Origin of the sequence: Fibrobacter succinogenes, assembly GCF_902779965.1 — a bacterium.
GTDB lineage: Bacteria > Fibrobacterota > Fibrobacteria > Fibrobacterales > Fibrobacteraceae > Fibrobacter > Fibrobacter succinogenes_F.
This window is the reverse complement of the sequence record NZ_CACZDK010000038.1, coordinates 28,974-48,638: the sequence shown is the minus strand read 5'-3', so window position 1 is coordinate 48,638 and position 19,665 is coordinate 28,974. Positions and strand designations below refer to the sequence as shown.

At 42.5% G+C, this 19,665-nt stretch carries 16 protein-coding genes and 3 pseudogenes; 6 read left to right on the top strand and 13 right to left on the bottom strand.

Features of this window, described 5'->3' with window-relative positions; all coding sequences use genetic code 11:
• The 4 genes and pseudogenes from HUF13_RS14740 to HUF13_RS17645 form a co-directional block, all read right to left on the bottom strand.
• A partial coding sequence (locus HUF13_RS14740) for a PD-(D/E)XK nuclease family transposase (protein WP_173475829.1) occupies positions 1–519 on the bottom strand: 519 nt, incomplete at its 3' end.
• A gap of 353 nt (positions 520–872) precedes the next feature.
• On the bottom strand, positions 873–1,898 hold the full coding sequence (locus tag HUF13_RS14735) for a hypothetical protein (RefSeq protein ID WP_173475828.1): 1,026 nt from the start codon (positions 1,896–1,898) through the stop codon (positions 873–875).
• Positions 1,899–2,744, bottom strand: coding sequence for a M35 family metallo-endopeptidase (locus HUF13_RS17650; RefSeq protein WP_369697086.1), 846 nt, complete (start codon positions 2,742–2,744; stop codon positions 1,899–1,901).
• A gap of 63 nt (positions 2,745–2,807) precedes the next feature.
• Positions 2,808–3,113, bottom strand: a pseudogene (locus tag HUF13_RS17645) (DUF4157 domain-containing protein); the annotation flags it as partial.
• A 249-nt stretch (positions 3,114–3,362) separates the two neighbouring features.
• On the opposite strand from HUF13_RS17645, the gene HUF13_RS14725 reads away from it, so the two are divergent.
• The 4 genes from HUF13_RS14725 (at position 3,363) to HUF13_RS14710 (ending at position 6,656) form a co-directional block, all read left to right on the top strand.
• A complete protein-coding gene (locus tag HUF13_RS14725) occupies positions 3,363–3,764 on the top strand; it encodes a DUF4143 domain-containing protein (protein ID WP_173475833.1) in 402 nt (133 codons plus the stop codon).
• A 91-nt stretch (positions 3,765–3,855) separates the two neighbouring features.
• Positions 3,856–5,277 carry an N-6 DNA methylase gene (locus HUF13_RS14720; protein ID WP_173475826.1) on the top strand — a complete coding sequence of 474 codons (1,422 nt, stop codon included), beginning with the start codon at positions 3,856–3,858 and terminating at the stop codon, positions 5,275–5,277.
• Entirely contained in the window at positions 5,274–6,188 is a 915-nt protein-coding gene (locus HUF13_RS14715; RefSeq protein WP_173475825.1) for a BsuBI/PstI family type II restriction endonuclease, read from the top strand. Before HUF13_RS14720 ends, HUF13_RS14715 begins: the two co-directional genes overlap by 4 nt.
• A gap of 177 nt (positions 6,189–6,365) precedes the next feature.
• A complete protein-coding gene (locus tag HUF13_RS14710; RefSeq protein ID WP_173475824.1) occupies positions 6,366–6,656 on the top strand; it encodes an FISUMP domain-containing protein in 291 nt (96 codons plus the stop codon).
• 565 nt (positions 6,657–7,221) lie between these two features.
• Here the strand turns inward: HUF13_RS14710 and HUF13_RS17640 are convergent.
• Positions 7,222–7,527: pseudogene (locus HUF13_RS17640) on the bottom strand (DUF4157 domain-containing protein); the annotation flags it as partial.
• Between the two features lie 247 nt (positions 7,528–7,774).
• On the opposite strand from HUF13_RS17640, the gene HUF13_RS14700 reads away from it, so the two are divergent.
• Both HUF13_RS14700 and HUF13_RS17450 read left to right on the top strand, forming a co-directional pair.
• Positions 7,775–8,176 (top strand): DUF4143 domain-containing protein, encoded by a 402-nt coding sequence (locus HUF13_RS14700; protein ID WP_369697085.1) that lies wholly within the window; start codon positions 7,775–7,777, stop codon positions 8,174–8,176.
• A gap of 179 nt (positions 8,177–8,355) precedes the next feature.
• Positions 8,356–8,484 (top strand): hypothetical protein, encoded by a 129-nt coding sequence (locus HUF13_RS17450; protein ID WP_304039241.1) that lies wholly within the window; start codon positions 8,356–8,358, stop codon positions 8,482–8,484.
• A 1,408-nt stretch (positions 8,485–9,892) separates the two neighbouring features.
• Here HUF13_RS17450 and HUF13_RS17635 read toward each other — a convergent pair.
• The 8 genes and pseudogenes from HUF13_RS17635 to HUF13_RS14660 form a co-directional block, all read right to left on the bottom strand.
• Positions 9,893–10,354, bottom strand: a pseudogene (locus HUF13_RS17635) (DUF4157 domain-containing protein); the annotation flags it as partial.
• Positions 10,355–10,555: 201 nt separating this feature from the next.
• Positions 10,556–10,777: a hypothetical protein gene (locus HUF13_RS14690; protein WP_173475822.1), complete on the bottom strand. Its 222-nt coding sequence runs from the start codon at positions 10,775–10,777 to the stop codon at positions 10,556–10,558.
• 217 nt (positions 10,778–10,994) lie between these two features.
• Positions 10,995–13,217, bottom strand: a complete 2,223-nt coding sequence (locus HUF13_RS14685) for a hypothetical protein (protein ID WP_173475821.1) — start codon at positions 13,215–13,217, stop codon at positions 10,995–10,997.
• A 43-nt stretch (positions 13,218–13,260) separates the two neighbouring features.
• Positions 13,261–15,066, bottom strand: a complete 1,806-nt coding sequence (locus HUF13_RS14680) for a hypothetical protein (RefSeq protein ID WP_173475820.1) — start codon at positions 15,064–15,066, stop codon at positions 13,261–13,263.
• A complete protein-coding gene (locus HUF13_RS14675; RefSeq protein ID WP_173475819.1) occupies positions 15,063–16,397 on the bottom strand; it encodes an ATP-binding protein in 1,335 nt (444 codons plus the stop codon). Before HUF13_RS14675 ends, HUF13_RS14680 begins: the two co-directional genes overlap by 4 nt.
• A 53-nt stretch (positions 16,398–16,450) precedes the next feature.
• Positions 16,451–17,542 carry a contractile injection system tape measure protein gene (locus HUF13_RS14670; RefSeq protein WP_173475818.1) on the bottom strand — a complete coding sequence of 364 codons (1,092 nt, stop codon included), beginning with the start codon at positions 17,540–17,542 and terminating at the stop codon, positions 16,451–16,453.
• Entirely contained in the window at positions 17,539–18,861 is a 1,323-nt protein-coding gene (locus HUF13_RS14665) for a hypothetical protein (protein WP_173475817.1), read from the bottom strand. Before HUF13_RS14665 ends, HUF13_RS14670 begins: the two co-directional genes overlap by 4 nt.
• Entirely contained in the window at positions 18,858–19,661 is an 804-nt protein-coding gene (locus HUF13_RS14660; protein WP_173475816.1) for a hypothetical protein, read from the bottom strand. Before HUF13_RS14660 ends, HUF13_RS14665 begins: the two co-directional genes overlap by 4 nt.
• Positions 19,662–19,665: the final 4 nt, after the last annotated feature.

Genomic DNA, 19,665 nt, shown 5'->3' with positions numbered 1-19,665 from the left:
AACAAACTGTTCCCCAGTTTCCAAATCAACGGTTGTTGCGCGGTGGATGATGCGATTGTCCTTGAAAACCGTCTTTTGCGTAATTGCAATAACATATGTTGGCTTGACATTAAATTTCCACCCCGAACCGATTTCAGCTTGGTTCGCGACCATTTCACTGGCGTAAAAAGCGAGCCTCTTTGAGAAGTTTTTCAGTTTACGGATTTGAACTTCAATTTCAATCAAATTGCCCGCATCGTCTTCGCAGTGTAGGTCAAAAATCGCCGTGCGAGATTCTTTGCTGCCGCTCAGATTCTTTGCGACATTACGAGTTTTCACGCTCTTGATCGGTCGCTTGAGTTGCGGCGCGAGCAGGTCATTCAACAGGTTCACAAGGTTTTCGCGACTGGCTGGTTTGTCGGGATCAAACGCCTTTTTGAACGCGAGATCGATTAGCAAATTGGCATACGGACTTTGTTCGCCGGGCTTTACGAGATAGTCTTCGAGAGATTTATGCGGTGTAGTATTTTTCTTTTTCATGCCGCAACGTATGCGAAAAGCATGCCAAAAGAAAAATCGCCGATTTCATGCGAAAAACGGCAAATTGAAATTTGAGAAAAAGTGATTAATCACTTTAATCACTGATTAATCAGTTTTAATCACTTGTGGATTTTACCCAAAAGTCGCCCGACTTTCGTCTGTACTGCGTTTTTATTCTTTTGTGCGTATGTAATACTCATATAGCCCACGAAATATATGATTTTATCACAAATGCTATAGCTTAGCAAAAATTTGTTTTTCTTTTTCGGAAATGCAATATTGGTCTAACAAGACGAAGGTCTATAGATAAAAGTCTTTGAGCAATTGGTTCAGGAAGTGTGGCAACTTTATCGTCATTTTTCATCAATAGAACCACCTGTAAATCTAGGCAATCGAGCAAAATATGATTTAACTATACCATCATCAGCAAAACGCTCATCAAAAATATCTCTAGAGCGTTCTACCCCATCACCAGCCTCAGCATCATCTAACGCGAGATCCCAAAGAAACTCAAAATATGTATCCATATTCATTCTATTGCTTTCTTCAAAATCCTCTTCATTTGCCGTAGTAGGATTTTCCGGACCATAATGCCATCCGAGATTCTGATTTAAGGCATCCTGAATTTCTTTTGCATGTTCTCCAGCAAATATATTAGCATGTTCATTTCGATTTCTATATATATCCAAATTTTTTTCTTCATCTAATTTTTTTTGTAAACCAGCATCATCTTTAAAAACTTCCTTACTTGTTATAGGATGGCCAGGATGACTGGATTCGTCATCCCAGTCAAAAGGACTAAGCCCTATTTGCGGCGTTCTTGAAATTTGTGAATAATAGTTCTTATTCAATTCTTTTAGCGAATTTTTTTTACGCCAACGTTTAAAAAAGCCTAATTTTACCCCATTGCATTCAACTTCAAAGTCTAATGTTGCAACATCCTTACTGTAGTCAGATTCTTCAATTTTTTTCATAAGCATTGGACGATCCTCTAAAAATTCACGAGCAGCATCACTTTGAACATAAACAAAATTTCTTCTTTCCTCATGATATTCTTGAGTAGGGAACCTTCTTGTATTTATTGGAGCTATGCGCACTAAATGATCTCTAAACACATAATATCTCGAATTTGGGCAACCTTCGTCATTTTCTGTTTCAAAATATGCGGGACAATTAAAGCATTGAATAACATCATTGCAATTTACCGGCATTCCAGTGTTATTCGGTCGCGGAGCCACTGCACGCTGGGCGGCAGCGTTTGCCATGTCGGCTTTGCGCTGGAGGGATTTGATTTGCGAAGAGGAATCGTTAACGGAGGCGGCTGAATTTTCAGCCGTTCTTTGAATAGCATCATTTTTTCGAGTATAAGTCGTCTGCATTTAAACAAACCAAGGTGGAGAAATCGATTCAGCGGCCATAGCATATGAATCAGCGTTGTCCACTGTTTTACTAGGTGATTTTTTTCTCAATTTTTTACATTCTGCAGGACCATAAGCCAAATCATTCGTTTTTAGTTCCAAATGAGAAGCTTCGTGAATAAGCATCCCTGCTTTTGAATTCTTTCCTTTTTCAGTCGCCAAACGATAAAGCCTAGTAAGACGAATTTTACCAGCATGCTTATTATGTTCAGGATCCTCGTCTTTATATACATATGCCTCCACATTAGATTCAGCCGTATAATTATTAACATACAATCGGTTTTTTTGTATTTTATTTAGTCCATTCTTTATTTCTGAATATTTCTGTTTGACTAGACCCTTATTTTTTTTCCCAAAATAAGCTTTTATATATTTATCTTTCACACGATCACACATTTCCATAGCATTCGCACAAACTATATCAAAATGAGTATCATTTTCTTCTTTTATACCACATGTTATTTCAAAGTTTCTTACTCTTTCTTTAAGTTCATTCTTTAAAAATAGCAAATCTGAAATAACCTCATCAGCCTTATGGTAATCCAATAAATAACCGCCAACATTCATACGTTTGACAAAGCTGAGCATATTTTTTATATCACTTATGTAATAAGCAACTTCAGAATCATGTTTCAAACAAAAATCATTCCATTTTCTTATATATAAAGCACTTTCTCCTTTTATTTTTTCCGCAGCATTTTTATCATCTTCATTATTAAATTCATGATTCATTATAAATTGATTTACACTGTAAAGCAACTCTATCACTGAATTATCATATTGTAATTCCTGTATTGTTTTAGCCATCTGACAACAACTTGAATCTATTCTTTTATTTTTTTTCTCTATTCCAAAAGCTTTACACTGCACAGCCTTCTCGCCCATTACATCGGCTTCATGTTCTAGCGCGGCATTATCATTCACCGGCATGCCGTTGATGTTCGTGGTGGGAGAAACTCGGCCAGCCATTTGCTGAGCAACGTGCCATGCTTCATGCGGGAGGTATTTTTCTTGACCTGGAGCTACGTGAATGTCTGTTCCCTGCGTATACGCAAGAGCCTGAACCGTAGCGGGTTTAGAACTGTTGTAATGCACACGCACGTCGTCCATTGAAAAACCGGAGAGGCTTTCGATACCAGCTTTTAAGTTGTCCGGCATTCCCGTGTTATTCGGTCGCGGAGCCTCAGCACGCTGCACTGCATTATTCACCATATCCGCCTTACGCTGGAGGGATTCGCTTTGGAAGGATGCATCAATGATTGAGACTGATTTCTCACGTTTCGTCTGTACCGCGTTTTCATTCTTTTGTGCGTATGTAATACTCATATAGCGCCCCTAAGCATATATTTTTTTCCCCAAAGTCTATATAGAAAAAGCTGTTTGCAAAAGATTAATATAAAAATTTAATTACATTTAACCTAGCTTATCATTTTCCCGCTTGCGTCGTATTCGAACAACTTGCGCAACGAAATCAAGAAAGGCGTAAAATATTACTTCTGGGATAACGGAATCCGCAATGCCGTACTGAACGATTTTACGCCCGTGCCGCAAAGGAACGACATCGGGGTTCTTTGGGAAAACTACGCCATCAGTGAACGCATGAAAAGAAACGCCTACAGCCGCGCAGATGGACTCCCCTATTTTTGGCGGACGACCGACCAGATGGAAGTGGACTATCTTGAAGTCTGCGGCTCAAAAATCAAGGCGTTCGAATTCAAGTGGAACCCGAAAAAGAAAAGCCGCATCACCAAGGCCTTTACGAACCGATATCCCGAAGCCGAAATCGAGACCGTTACGCCGGAGAATTTTGGAGAGTGGGTGGGGTGAAAAAAATGACGCCGGATGATTTTGGAGTATTTTTAATACATAGTCCCATTGATGTCATTTTACTGACATTTATTTTATGTATTTTTGAATTATGCTGAATATTATCTGCCAAAAAACAAATGACTTCATATCGCAGATGCCCAAAACTCTGAGAAAAGAGTATGGGCAATTTTTTACGAGTGTCGAAACCGCTCGTTTTATGGCGTCGTTATTTGATTTGGCTGATTTGAAAAAGAGTGTCTCCATTTTAGATGCAGGGGCTGGTTCCGGCATTTTGGCTATTTCGGTTGCAGAAAGAATTTTGCAACAAGATTCTTCGGTAAAAGTTGAAGTTGTGTGTTACGAAAACGATTCGCATGTTTTACCGTTGCTCAAGTCCAACCTTGAATTGGTTAAAAAGGAATACAAGAAGTTTTCTTACGAAGTCATCGAAGACAATTATATACTCTCCCAAAGAGACTCTTTCAATGGCAACCTTTTTGCTACGGAAACGAAGAAATACGACTTGATCATAGAAGTATGTCATGGAGCCCCAAATTTATATTTCCTTTTTGCAGCAATGGGAATTTTCAATCTCAAAGAAAACGGGCAAATGGTTTACATTACGCCCCGCTCTTGGACATCGGGCGCATACTTTGAGAGTTTTAGAAAATATTTAATCAGCAACTCTTCATTAGAACGAATTCACTTGTTTGAAAGCAGAACCGATGTGTTTGACAAGGAATCCGTTTTGCAAGAAACGATGATTTTCAAGTTGAAAAAGCAACAAAATCATTCTCCAAAGGTTACTATTTCAACAACGAAAGGCAACGGCGATTTTAGCAAAATACATCATTTCGAGGCTCCATACGATACAGTAGTGTCCCCATTGACCAACTATGTTTATCTGCCGGCAAACAAGGAAAATCTGAAGGTACTAAAGACAATCAGTTCTTTCGAAAATACATTACCGAGTTTAGGAATGAAAATGAAAACCGGTTTGGTCGTTGATTTTCGTGTTCCGGAGTTGCTAGAATCGGAAGAATCTGAAAACAATGTTCCCCTTTTCTATAGTCGTCATATCAAAAAAGGACGGGTTTCATTCCCTGCGGGGATAGAGCATGAATTCGTGTCCAACGAAAAACAGAGTCTGCTGCAAAAAAACAGGAATTACCTTTTCGTAAAACGCTTTACATCCAAGGAAGAAAAACGCAGACTGCAAAGCGGAATTTATCTTAAACGGAAATTCCCTGGGTATCAATTCATCAGCACACAAAACAAGATTAACTTCATAGATGGCGAAGAAGAACTTTCTGAATGTACCGTTTATGGGCTGTATGTATTGTTCAATTCGACCCTTTATGATTCGTACTATAGAATTTTGAATGGTTCAACCCAGGTCAATTCAACCGAAGTAAATTCTATGCCTGTTCCGGACATGCTAAAGATTCAGGAGATGGGCAGAATGCTTATAAAGAGCAAGGATTTTTCGGAAAGAAAGTGCGATGAAATCCTTCAGGAGGCCTGTGCATGAACAATGTCGAGAAAATCCGAAAAATCTTAATCGCTCTTGGCGTTCCCGAAAAACAGCAAAATGACTTGTGCTGTTATGTGTTACTGGTCATGGCAAAAATCTACCCAAAGAGCAAATGGGAATGCGCACAGAATGAATGGATTCGTATTCACGATATGATGAGTTACATCAACATGTTCTATCGTGAAACACCCTATGCCGAAAACACTCGTGAAACAGTCCGTAAAAATGCGTTGCATCATTTTAGGACAGCCGCTTTTGTCGAGGATAATGGGCTGGCAACGAACAGTCCAAATTACCGCTACCGATTGACAGAAGAATTTTTGAATGTGCTAAAAAACAAGGGTTCTGAAGAATCTGTAAAGGCGTTCCTGAAAAAACATGAGTCTCTCAAAAGCATCTATGCTTCGAAAAAAGACAAACAGAAACAAGCGCTTTCTGTAAATGGTCTGCAGTTGACGCTTTCACCGGGTAAGCATAATAAACTGCAAAAGGCTATTGTTGAAGATTTTGCTCCGAGATTCGCTCCGAATGCCAAATGCCTATATGTGGGCGATACGACAGAAAAAGATTTGGTGAAGGATGTTGAGACTCTAAAGAAACTTGGCTTTGCTATTACTTTGCATGACAAAATGCCCGATGTCGTCTTTTATAACGAAGAAAAGAACTGGCTTTTCTTTGTGGAGGCCGTTACATCAGTAGGACCGATGGACCCAAAGAGAATTGTTGAACTCAGCGACTTGACCAAGAAAGTCAAGGCTGGGAAAATCTTTGTGACGGCATTCCTTGATTTTGCAACCTATAAAAAGTTCGCGGCTGATTTGGCTTGGGATACCGAAGTGTGGATTGCCGAAATGCCGGAACACATGATCCATTTGAATGGGGACAGGTTTTTAGGACCGAGAGGGTGAGGAAATAGCGTTACGATGGGGATGTTATTCGGGGTAGTGCCCATGATGTTCTCATTCGCCTCTTTCGCGCTCTGGCTATCGTCCAGCATTTTCATGAAGAACAGGTAGGGGTCATCTGTTCCAAAATCGTGATGGAGTTCGTGATGCCACCCATCCAGAAAGTGTCCAGATCCTTATATGGGAAAGCAAAACGGAACGGACGATTTTAGGTTTACCCAGTTACCCGCAGGGAGACTCTTTTACCAATCTCAAAATGGCGATTACTACTGGAAAGGCTTGCATAAGTACTCCTATTTTTGGTCTTCTACAGAGAACACTTCTGATGGAACCAATACCGGAGCTAAGGGTTATGAAAATATGTCACGAGATAACTTTTACAAGAATCACTATTTTTCAGTGCATTGCGTAATGGGTGATAAGCCTGGAATAGAAGAGCAACTTGATGCTTACGATGAAATAGAAGATTGACTGCTTTGCCAAAAGGAATAAAGACCTGTTTGAAATTTTGATAGAATAAAAATGGCCGAGGATTTTGTCTTCGGCTTTTTTTGTGTAGAGTACTCAAGAGTTTTTATGAGGGGAATTCCGTTGAATTTCTATTTTTTTAGTGACCTTTGTACACAGTTTTTTGGCAAGTTAACGTGTGGCCAGCATTTATGGTATAGTTTATGCGTAGTTTTGTACTAGTACCAATTTCAGGATCAGCATAAACCTTTATTATTTTTATTGTTTTGGTACCATTTTTCATCTTATCGTAATGACATTTTCCATATCCCCCCTTTTCCAAAGCATAACTACATCCATCTGGTCTTGCCAAATTTTCATGGATTATTTCGTGATTTTTTATCATTTGTTCAAATGTAGCAATGGCCGGATAACCATCTAATGTTGTTTTGCTTGCGTGTTCTATAATAGAATAAGAACCATCCCATGCTTCGCCTCTTTTGCCTCCTTTGCCGCATTGCTTAGTTGTAGAATTTAAAGGAATTTTTGCTAGAGTTGGATTACTAGTTGAATCGTTCTTGCATTGCACAGCCTTCTCGCCCATGACATCGGCTTCGTGTTCCAGCGCTGCGTTATCATTCACCGGCATGCCGTTGATGTTCGTTGTTGGCGAAACCCTTCCCGCCATTTGCTGTGCGACATGCCACGCTTCGTGCGGGAGGTGTTTTTCTTGACCGGGGGCAACATGGATGTCTGTTCCCTGCGTGTACGCAAGAGCCTGAACAGTTGCGGGTTTACTGCTGTTGTAATGCACTCGCACATCGTCCATCGAAAAACCGGAAAGGCTTTCGATACCGGATTTTAGATTGTCCGGCATTCCTGTGTTGTTCGGTCGCGGAGCCTCGGCTCGTTGCGCAGCGTTATTCACCATATCAGCTTTACGCTGGAGTGATTTGCTTTGTGAAGATGAATCAATGATTGAGACGGAATTTTCACGTTTCGTCTGTACCGCATTTTTATTCTTTTGTGCATACGTAATACTCATATAGCGCCCCTAAGCATATGATTTTTTTAAAATCTATATAGAAAAAGCTGTTTGCAAAAGGCAAACGTAAAAAAAATAATTACATTCAAGCCAGTTTATCATTTTTCCGTTAACATCGTATTCGAACAACTTGCGCAACGAAATCAAGAAAGGCGTAAAGTATTACTTCTGGGATAACGGAATACGCAACGCCGTACTGAACGATTTTACACCTGTGCCGCAAAGGAACGATATCGGGACGCTCTGGGAAAACGACTCCATCAGTGAACGCATGAAAAGGAACGCCTACAGCCGTGCCGATGGACTCCCTTATTTTTGGCGGACAACCGACCAGATGGAAGTGGACTATCTTGAAGTCTGCGGTTCAAAAATCAAGGCGTTCGAATTCAAGTGGAATCCGAAAAAGAAAAGCCGCGTCACCAAAGCGTTTACCAACCGATATCCAGATGCCGAAATCGAGACCGTTACGCCCGAGAATTTTGCGGAGTGGGTGGGGTGACTAGCTGAACCTTTACGAAATCTCACTTCATTTGGCTTTTTTCGTAATGATTCAGAAATTGAAATATTGCGAAATCCAGAACGAATTGACGCTGAATGATTTGTTTTGAAATCTTTTTGGGTGTTTATAGTTAGGCAGGAGTCTGTATTGATGTTGCTCGAAATAATGAGCTAAGTGCATTGTTCCGCATTTTCGAAGGAACGCCTGGAAATCTCGTTAGAATTCAGCGAGGCGTGGTAGGCGAATATTGCGGTGGCCGTGCCGCAAATGGCAAGCAGCAGGTTAATCAATCGCCCGCAGACATCTAGCCATTTCTTCTTATTTTGGCAGCTGTTGTTGTCGGTCATATTTTCTCCTTATAGTTTATTTTGTGTGGGGTATGGATAAAGTAGTAAAAAATGGGGGGGGGAGCTAGTCCCAAGAGTATTTTCTGTCTCTTGCTTTTTTTCTCGCAAGGTCCCTTTCTTTTCTATTTCTTGGGGGGGTAATTAAACTTTTTTTTGCTAAGATGCCTAAAATATACTCGGTGTATTCTTTTGTAAATCCCAAATTTTCCGATATGGTAAATTCATCCGTTCCAATTTTTCTGTTTTGTTGAATGAAATCGTAAACGTGACGCAAGTCTTTCTCTGTTTCGTAAACGTGACGCAAGTCTTTCTCTGTTTCTGCGATTTGGTCAATTGTTGAATAAACTGTTTCGCATTCTTTATTTATTTTGTTTTCAATTTCTGACCTGATTGTTTTAGAAGATTTTATTATTTGTTTTTTCCGCATAGAAAGCTTTTTTTGTGTTTCTTTGTCTGTAGCTTTTTTTATCTGATCTTGAATTTGATTGTTGGCTCCTTCTTGACGCAGAACATTCTTTAATTCATTGATTTTTTCTACATATTCAGATGAGAATATGCTACATTCTTGTACATCTGAATAAGCTGTCACGAGTCTCACAATGTTTATCGCTTGATTAATGATTTCACAAGTTCTATTTTTTAATAACTGTTTCTTTATTATAGTCCGTAAATTTTCTTGGCTATTTATTTTTTTTATTTCATCGTCTTCTTTAAACCAATCGGGTAGGGGGCTATGCTCCTGGATTAGAAAATTTACATTATGAAATTTTTTTTCAGTGAAAACCATTTTTTCGTCATCCATTTTGTCATATTTTTTCAATATTGATGAATCTTCGTTTGAAAAATTTATGATGCCTGGTTTATCTTTTTCTTCTTTTTGCAAATATGAAGGCTTTACATGTCCATCAGACTGAATCCATTGAGCGCAAGTCTCGCATCTTGAATATGTCTTTATAGAAAGAGGTTTGTCTCCCGTGGAAACGTTTGTAATTTTTTTTGTAGCTAACTTTCTGATAACAGACTCACTAATAAATACATCTAAAATATTAGACGCATTTATATTAGAATCTTTTTTTAAAGCGTCAGCAAAAGCGTGCGGCTCTGCACATTGTCCTGGAGGGTTAGGGCCATGTTGATAATTTGGCGTCGCCAATTTTGTCAAGTTACGTTGATTGAACACCTCCAACACACTTGAAATACTATTGGGGTTACAGTCATTGTAGCCAACTCCTTTTACATGTTTGATTTTTTTCCCATCGCGATATAGTATATCTGCTGCGCAAACCATATCGCAGGGATCTCCTGGTTTTAATTGCAAAGCGAACTTATGCACGCTTTTTGGTAATTTTTTTACATTTTCTAACCTTTGCGACACAGCCTTTTCTCCCATCACATCGGCTTCATGTTCTAACGCAGCGTTATCATTCACAGGCATTCCGTTGATATTCGTGGTGGGAGAAACACGGCCAGCCATTTGCTGTGCAACATGCCATGCTTCATGCGGAAGATGTTTTTCTTGACCAGGAGCAACATGAATGTCAGTCCCTTGCGTATAAGCAAGCGCCTGAACGGTAGCGGGCTTACTGCTATTGTAATGCACACGCACATCGTCCATCGAGAACCCCGAAAGACTCTCAATACCAGCTTTTAGATTATCCGGCATTCCCGTGTTGTTCGGTCGCGGAGCCTCCGCACGCTGGGCCGCATTGTTTGCCATGTCCGCTTTACGCTGGAGGGATTCGCTTTGCGAAGAATTGTCAAGGACCGAGGATGCGGAGGAGGCATCCTTCTTTTGTGCTGTAGTTTGACGTTGTGCGTATGTAGTGGACATGGGAGATTCCTTTTTTACGTATAACCAAGATTTAACTGGATCCTTCCGCCTTCAGCGTCAGGATGACGGTGCAAGGTCAAGACTTCACTGGATCCTTCACCCCTACGGGGTTCAGGATGACAATGCGACACTAGACTTAACTGGATCCTTCGCGTTGCTCAGGATGACGTTTGAGGAGGAGGTTCGCGGGGCGGGTCACTATTACGCGAGTTCTTCCTCTTCGGGGATGGCTTCGCGCTGGATGAACTTGCCTTGGGCGGGCAATTCTTCATCTTCGAGGCCTTCGCATTGGATGGTGCCACCCATCATGTCGGCTTTGCGCTGGAGGCTTGCGCCTTGTGCAGAAGAGTCCATGATGCTTGCGGCGTTGTGACTTGCCATGCGCTGGATGGCGTCGGATTTTTGAGTGTATGTTGAGGTCATGAGATGTTTCCTTATGTTTTGTTAAATGTTACTGGATTTTCGTCCGAGAAATTATGGATTCCCTCCCTGACGGTCGAGAATGACAAGCCAAACGAGACTTCACTGGATCCTTCACCCCTACGGGGTTCAGGATGACACAGGGAGGTTCCGGCTTCCTTCGGCTGTGCTCAGGACAGGCTCTGGCCGGAATGACGTTTCGGAGGCGGTTTGGGGCTGATTACCGGTTGCGGCGTTTGGGTAAATCATTTTGGATATAAACTTGGTGCAGGATGATGGCGATGATTATCGCAAGCAAAACGAGAATGGGAGACATTCCAATGAGTCCGAATCCCGCTACAGAGGGGTCCAGGCTCAAAAGGAGCGCCATCGTAAAGCCAAATGGCAACACGACGATACAGAGCAAAAGTCCCAGATGGCGGTTGAAAAAGTCCGACACACGGCAAGACACAAAGTAGCTTACGATTAGGCCCACGGCGATGGCAAGCGCAATGAAGTTCAGCAGGCGAAACAGCCAGCGGTGCGTACAGACAAAAGCCGAGAATGCGCTTTGGCGTTCGCTGCTGCCGTTTTCGACTTCAAAGTACTGCATAAAGCACATCCCGAGATTCCCTGAAACGCGGCACGAGTCGTTTGCCTGCAAGTCGGTCGCATAGGGTGCAATGCCCAAGGCGTAATAGGTATCGTTGTAATACATGGCGTCTTCGCGCAACTGGCTCCATTGCTTATTGTCGAACCAGAGTACGGGTACAACAGAATGGAGCACGTTGCGTCTGTCAACGCCGTTCAGCTGCTGGTTCAATTGGCTCACCACGAGGCGTTTGCTTCGCGAGACAGGTTCCTCCACCACTACGAGCAAGTAGTTTTTAAGATCCTTGCCGCGGTCAGAATACTTCGCGAATTTTTTATTTTCGGAGTTTATCGCAATTTTTGCAAAGTTCGCAAAGCTGTAAATGCCGTTGTCTTTAAATGTAAAGCTGTCATAAAGCTGTTCGTGTTCATTTTCGCTCAGATCCAAACGATGCATCATGAGGTTCACGATTACGTTCGGGTTCTTTTCAGAAAGTTTAGTTTGCAGTTGCTTGTAGAACGTATTGAACAAAAGTGTCGCTTCCTTCGTTTTCGGATAGTTCCTGAAGAACAGCGTCACGCCGTCACCGCGGAAATCAGACTCGTTAACGTACACCGAGAACATGTTCAAAAAGCGTTCAAAAGACGAACTGATTTTCTTGTTCAAGATTTCATCGATTTCATTTATCAAGTTTGCAAAGAAACCTTTTAGAGCATCGGGATTTTTCAATTCATTCCAGTCATCCTTTTCAACAATCCAGTCCATTTTTACAAAATGGCGGTGCGCTTCATTGACAAACTCATAATTTTGTTCTTCGTTCAAGTAATCCTTGGCAAGCATGCCCGAAGGCATTTCAAGTGCACCCTCGTCCGTTGCGCGCAACCCGTAATAGGCCATGCGTGTCACGCCTTCAAAATCAATCCATTTAGTCGTATCGTTCGCAAGCCAGTACGGATAAATTCCAAACACTTCCCCATTCAGTTCGTCTTTGTGGCTGCAACCGCATTTTTTTCGTTTCCAGTTTATAGGAGTCTTTTCGTCAAAGGTGTTTTGCTTGACCATCGACAATGCGACGAGGTCAGCAAGGCTGCGGGAATAAAGAGTTTCGAGGCCCTGGGACACGAATTTCCAACGTTCATCGTTACAAATACGGCCGTTATACAATTCACGGAATCTTAACACACGTTCAATATCAGATTCAGGCTTTTTTCCTTTTTTTACTTTTTTTTCTTTTTCTATATCCTTTAAAAAATCCGAAAGCTTCACTTTGCGCTGTTCAAACAGTTCCTTGATTTGATCGTCACTCCACCTAAGGTCACCATCTTTAATATAACGGTTCACCACGGAATCGTTGCAGACACCCACCGATGCCGCAAAAAGGCTCATGGCATAATGATGCGCAAGCAACGTATCTGCAAAAATGATTCCCTGCAAATCATCAAGGAACTTGTTGGCCGACTTTGAATAGTTGACATTTTTCAAGTCGTTACGGATATACCACTTCAGCGAATCAAGCCCACGATCTCCAAGCCAAACACGGTAATTCATCATGCCCGATTTGTCGATAGATTCGTCTTCGCGCAATATCCATGTCGCTTGGATAAAGTTATTCACGATTTTCTTGAATTGCGGAAATTCCTTGAGTTCCTGCTGGATGGTTTCGGACATTTGGACTCGGCTTTCGAAAAACCAAGCCCTGTACTTGTCAAGAATTTCAAAAGCCTTGACGGTATCCTTGAGCAAGTCCAGCTTTACGTACTCTTCTACCTTTTCGGGCGACACCATGTAGTAACTCATCGCATCGCTTTTTGCGAACGAAAAGACAGAGAGAAAGCAAGCCAAAATGCCAATAAGGGGAAATTTGAGTTTCATAGTACGTTTCCTTCTTTAAAATTTTTCCATTTAAAGCCACATTTTATTTTTTAAATCTCTTGGGCACGTCCGTTTTTCGTTCGACCTGCAAAAGAAGAATTGCAACAATAACCAAAAGCAAAATAAAGATGGGCAACATTCCAAATATGCCGCTAATCGCAGAAACAGCCGGATCGAAATTCGAAATGATAATCATCATGATTGTCGAGGGAACAACGACAATGCCCAATAAATAGAGCAAATGGTTATTGAAATAATCTTCCAATCGGTATGATACAAAGTAACCGACAAGAGCGGCAACCGCCACAAAAAAGGCAATAACATTCATAAAGCGGAACAGCCAGCGATGCTTACAAACAAACATGGCAATACTCCCCTGTCGTTCATTTTTTCCTTCGTCATTTTCAAAATGCTGAATCATACAGGCTCCCGGATTACCATCAATGTCACACGTCGTATCGGCGGCATTAACATCCGTAACATAGGGTGCAATACCCATGCCATAATACGAATCAACATAATACATTGCATCTTTAGGAAGTTGGTTCCATTGCATTCGATCAAGCCAAAGAACGGGCACAATTGCTTGCAAAAGTTTACGGCGATCAACGCCATCCAAATGCTGATTCAAGCCATCCATAATAAATCGCTTTCCTCGCGAAACCGGTTCATCAACAACAACGAACAAACGGTTATTCAATTCATTCTTGACTTGCCTTTTGCTCATCCTCTTACCATTTTCCGAAAGAGCGAAAAGCTCAGCAATGTTTTCGTAGCTATAAATACCTCTATTTTCTTGAGACTTTTTATGACGTTTCATTTCATCGGCCAAATCAGCACGATCCATCATGATATTTACAAGCACTTCCTTATTTACACTAGAGAGCGTTTTTTTCAATTGACCGAAAAATACTCTGAAAGCCTCCGTAGCCACATCGGTCTTTGGATAATTTTTAAAGTAAAGCGTTACGCCATCACCTCGATTTTCATATTCATCTGCATAAAAGGTAAAAGCATTTACAAGGCGTTCCAAAGGCGAGTTAATTTTTTTATTTAACAACTTATTTATTTCATCGGTAAGTTTCGCAAAAAACAATTGCAAATTCGAAGATTCTAATTTATTCCAGTCGTCCTTAAAAACAATCCAATCAAGTTTTACAAAGTGGCGGTGGGCTTTATTCACAAAATCATAATGTTCCTTTTTCTCTAAATATGGCAAGGCCAAATTTCCAAAAGGCATGAAAAGCCTACCGTCATCATCAATTTTCAATCCATAATAGGAAAGCCGAGTAATACCTTCAAAATCAACCCATTTTAAATCCTTTGCATACCAGAACGGATAGATTCCAAACACATCTCCGTCAAGTTCATCTTTATGGCTACAGCCACAGTCTTTACCGCTCCATTTAACGACAACGGATGTGTCCAAGTCATTTTCTCGAACCATCAAAGCATCAACTAATTTAGGGAACTTCGAAGTATCCCGGAGCGATTCCTGAGTATTCTGCCAATAACGATCTGTGCAACGATGGCTGGATCTTTTGCCTTTCTTTTTCGAGACACTCCCTGTATCAGCACAAATATTCGAAAGAGAAACATACGAATTAAAGCCATAGTTCAAAAGAGATTCCGAATCACGAAAAACGATTCCCTCCAAACTTTTTAGAGCTTTATATTCACTAGAAGAGGTATCGCTGAACAACGAACGTAATGTCGAGTCAGCCAAAACACGATTCGAATCCAAAACTATTTGATAATAAGACATCGACGTGTTGGCATCTTTTTCCGCAAACGAAAAGACGGCGAGAAGGCAAGCGATAATGCCAATAAGGGGCAATTTTATTTTCATAGTATTTTTCCTTCTTTGTGTAATTCCTTAGCCAAGGCACGAATAATATCGTCGTTACAAATTTTTTTACGATTTTCCTGAGCAGCGCAAAGAGCCGCATAACGCGCAACGTTTGTAAGCGCACCCCCCGCAAGTTCATATTTTTCGGCAAACTTGTCTAAATCGACATCGTCTTCAAGTATAGTTTTTTTCGAGAAGATGTTCGACCAAAGTTTCATGCGCTCTTCGGCTTCCGGGAGCGGGAAATAGATGGCGTTCTGGAAGCGGCGCGAAAATGCTTCGTCAATGTTCGACTTGAGGTTGCTCGCCAGAATCACGATGCCCGGGAAATCTTCGACGCGTTGCAACAGGTAGGAGATTTCTTGGTTCGCGGCTCGGTCATTGGAACTGTTCGTTTGCGTTCGCGCCCCAAAGAGCGAATCCGCTTCGTCGAAAAAGAGAATCCAGTTACGGTGTTCCGCTTGGTCAAAAATGTTCGAGAGGTTTTTCTCGGTTTCGCCGATGTACTTCGAGATGACTTGCGACAAGTCCACGCGATAAACGTCCATGCCGACTTTTGCGCCAATGAGCGTGGCGGTAAGCGTTTTGCCGGTTCCCGGCGGGCCGTAAAACAGCGCCCTGTAGCCGCGCTTGAGGTTTTTGCGGAGTCCAAAATCATCAAGCACGACATTGCTTTTTTCAATCCAAGCCAAAAGCTGGTTGATATCGTCAAGAGTTTCTTCGCTCAAAACCAGATCTTCCCATTGCAAGTTGGTCGTGATGAGCTTTGCCGGGAAATGCATGCTAAAGTCGGGCTTATTGCGAACGCCTGTCGTAAAGTACTCTAGATATTCCGATGATACACGGAGCGCCGCCGAATTTGCAGGTTCACCCGGTTCGCCGTATTCGAGCACCAAAATGCGCTGCGCCAAAAGCACCGAAGAAGGCTCGAACAGAGACATCATTTGCAAACGTTTCGCGATATCGTTACCTGCGAGGAGAAATAGAGCCGTTTCACACGTGGGCAAAAATCCGGAATGGCTTTTGCCGTGCCAGCCGCCAAATTCCGTGTAGGGGCGACCAAGAGTGCGGTTGTTCAACAAGAACGAATCGAGCGCCTGCGGGCAAAGATGCGGAATCAAAGCTAGCGCAATCACGATGCGTTCGTAAAAGCCAAGGTTAAATTGCGCAACGACGAGACCGTAAGGTGAATCGTCATCGAGTTCGGGCGGTTCTACCATCTCGATTTGCAGCTTTTTTTCTTCGCTGTCGTCAGCGGAAAAGTACTGCGAAAAACGCAGGTCAATGACCGCCTTGCACCATTCGATTTCGTTTGTCAAATCAATGCTCATTACAATTCTTTACCTTCTAGGAGATTCACGCTCAAGCCAGGAATGACATGTTATCATCTCCACTTCACGTTTAAAATTTTGGACATCCAAGGATGCTTTATTACGGTAAAGCCCCACGGGAGCCTATCGATCAAGATGTCAAAGGTCTTGTTTTCGACAGTCAGCAAATCAGCAGCACCCTCCATATTGATTTTTCCACCACGTACAAAATAAGTTCCACGTAATCCGTCAGGCGACATGTGCCCCACCGCAGACCAATTCGCAATTACCGCTTTCAGCAAACCTTCAACCAATTCTTTTTCTTCATCCATTATTTTCGGGAGTTCATCGGCAAAAAGCACGGGCGTTACCGGCAACCCGCAAAAAAGATTCATCAAAGCCGATTTTCCTGGCGGTTCCGCATAGTTGCCATAAGCCACATATTTAAGGATCGAAAGCGCTTTGCGTTTTGCATCATCGCTTTGGAAAGCATCTTTGGCGATGCAACCGGTTCGTTGGAACAGCGCCGGAATATAGGGCGACAGCAATACAAGCCCAGCATCGGGCACTTCGTAAATTTTCTCTGAATTATCAGTCTGAATTTTAGGCTGCTTGTTTTGCTTTTTCTGCGCATCATTTATCTTCATAATATTTTGATAAACGATATACGCAATTTGTTTTACATCGATATTGGGATTTTCCTGCTGCATGCGCAAAATAATGGATTCAGCAAGTGAAAGCGGCTTAAACTCTTGCCCCACATGTTCACGCTTCCATTGTTCTGCCAAATCATTGAACAGGTGTTCGATACTGCTGGATTTTTCGGCCGGCAAATGACGGCGATAAACTTCGGCAAGCATATCCGTAATCGGCGAACTTTGCGCTTTGAACACCGCAGAAGCCAATTTTGACTTTAGCGTGTTTTGCAGTGCTTTTGCAATATTTTCAAAAACAGGACCACTACCATCGACATTCAAATCAATGGTAAGCGAATCAAGCAGAACATTTCCATTGACATTTGTAGCATCCAAAACTTCGTCTAACGTTTCCGCAAGCAAGCCTTGCGCAAAGCCATAAAGATTACGCTCCGAAACAAGCTCCGAAGCATATCCATCGAGCGATAGATTCAAATCAACATTGTCAATGATGTTCTGCGACCCACTCATAGCCAAATCTTCTTAGAAATACATTGTTTATGAGAAGAAAGCCAATTCATCACTTGCGGCGATGTTATAATCTTCATCGGGACATCGTTAATCCACTCGACATAAAGTTTTGCAAATGCACGACATTCATTTTTTGGGGCCCAATAAATCACGGGGAGCAAATGCGCTGGAATTTCGTTACAGACAAAGCGTTCAACCGCATCGGCATCACATTCATCCATTTTATTTTCGCTAAAGATGATAATGTGAATGCGGCCAGGCCTTTCGCTTGCAAATACTCCATCGACATCGAATATTTTAAGTTTATCGTGCGAATCATGGATAATTCCAAGCATCAATTCAACACGGCGGCGCCAAGCCTTGCCTGAACGGTGCTGCAAAAGTTTCGGGAGTTCACGCAAGAACTGGACTTTGCAACGTGTCAGTTTTGTAAGTTCTATAAAGTTAAATTGCGGGAAATGCACGCCATACATGGCAAGCATCTGATCCAGCGCACTGTTGTACTGTTCTAGATTTTTCAAAATCTTATCGAGGTCCACATTGCGCACAGAAAAAAGCTGCGGAAAAGTTTCGATCAAGCTCAAGAACTTTTTAAAGACATATTCAATCGGCGCCAAGAATTTCTTTAGCGGTTCCACGCCCTCCCCTTCCCTATAAATCGTCGGGAAAAGATCAATGATTGGCTCCAAATCGGCCACATCGCGGTGGGTTCCGTGCGGCATTTCCACATCATTTTGATCATCCGTGTATGCCTCGAATTTAGCACGCCCGCCAAGCCATTTGATGCGAGCATCACAAACATGGTCACCCATGCAACGCCACCTACGCCACAACCGCCAGAACATTGTAAAAATGGCGCCACTGATCCAATCGTTTGCAGTTCCCGACATGAAAATTTCGACTTTGTAAAAACCATTTTCGTCAATGACAAAGTTCACTTTTTCGGGGTAGCAGCGCCAATGCGTGTTAGGGTCTTCGCAATAAAGTTGTTTTTTGAAAAACGCAGAATATTCTTCTAGCGTCACCGGGAAACGCTGCGTCACATACGCAGGGGCATACATCGCCTGCGAATCATAATCGATATACCCGCTCGCATCCGAGAGGTAGTCCGCCACATCGAAACCCGTCTTGTAACCGAGTTCCGTCAGCGTAAAGACAATCTGTTCCAAGATCGTCACGCCCGGATCATGGGCGTTATAGTCCGTCCAAATTTTTCCGCTCAACTTTTGAACAAGCCCAATAGCTTCTTCGCGAATGGCGGCGTAATCGAACGGGCGAACCTCTTGGCGAGATATCGTTATGGATTTCAATTCACTCATTTCACAATAGATCCGATCATCTGCGTATCATACCAAAGCTTTGTGATGTGATAGCGCACCTTGATTTTGCCCGTTTTATCGAACTTGTGGCGAACACGCATTTGGAGCGTGTATTCGTACTTGTTTTCGCCTTTTCTCCAGCGGATGTCGATTTTGGAGCCTCGCCCACCGCTATACGACTGCGTGATTTCTACGGTTGGGTGCTCATTGAACACGTTCACGGCAATGGCATGCGCAAGCGCAAAGCGGCCATCGCCTTCGTTGCCTCCGACACCGGCTACGATTTCAAAACAATTACAGCCCGTCAAAACGTCTGTGACATTGTGCCATTCGCCATCGGCAATAATTTCAAACTGCGGATTTTCCGCACCGACACGGCCCTTTGACGCAATCAAGCCATCCACATCGAGTTCGCATCGCGGGGCGGCATTACCAACGCCCACACGCACTTTCGGTTCTGCGCCATCGGCATTGTTCGGGCTAACAATCGTTAGCCCCGTATCATCGGAACCCATGTTCGGCGTTTTTACATTCAGCGAGCTTTCGCTTCTTTCAATGTTCTTGCGAAGTTTCAAGAGCCATTGCGGCCTATGTTCCGTGAGGTTCACAAAAAAGCTGGCCAAGCAACCGCTGTCTTTTTTCTGCTTGACTTGCAGGCCGATTTCTTCGTCAACGTCAAAGCCTTCGTCAACGGAATTCACCAAAGAATCAATAAGGCTCATGAAGTCTTCTTCGGTCGGCATGCGGCCAGCCTTAAAGCGCTCTTTCAGCTCCTTACGACTCAATTTGAGATATTGCATATTT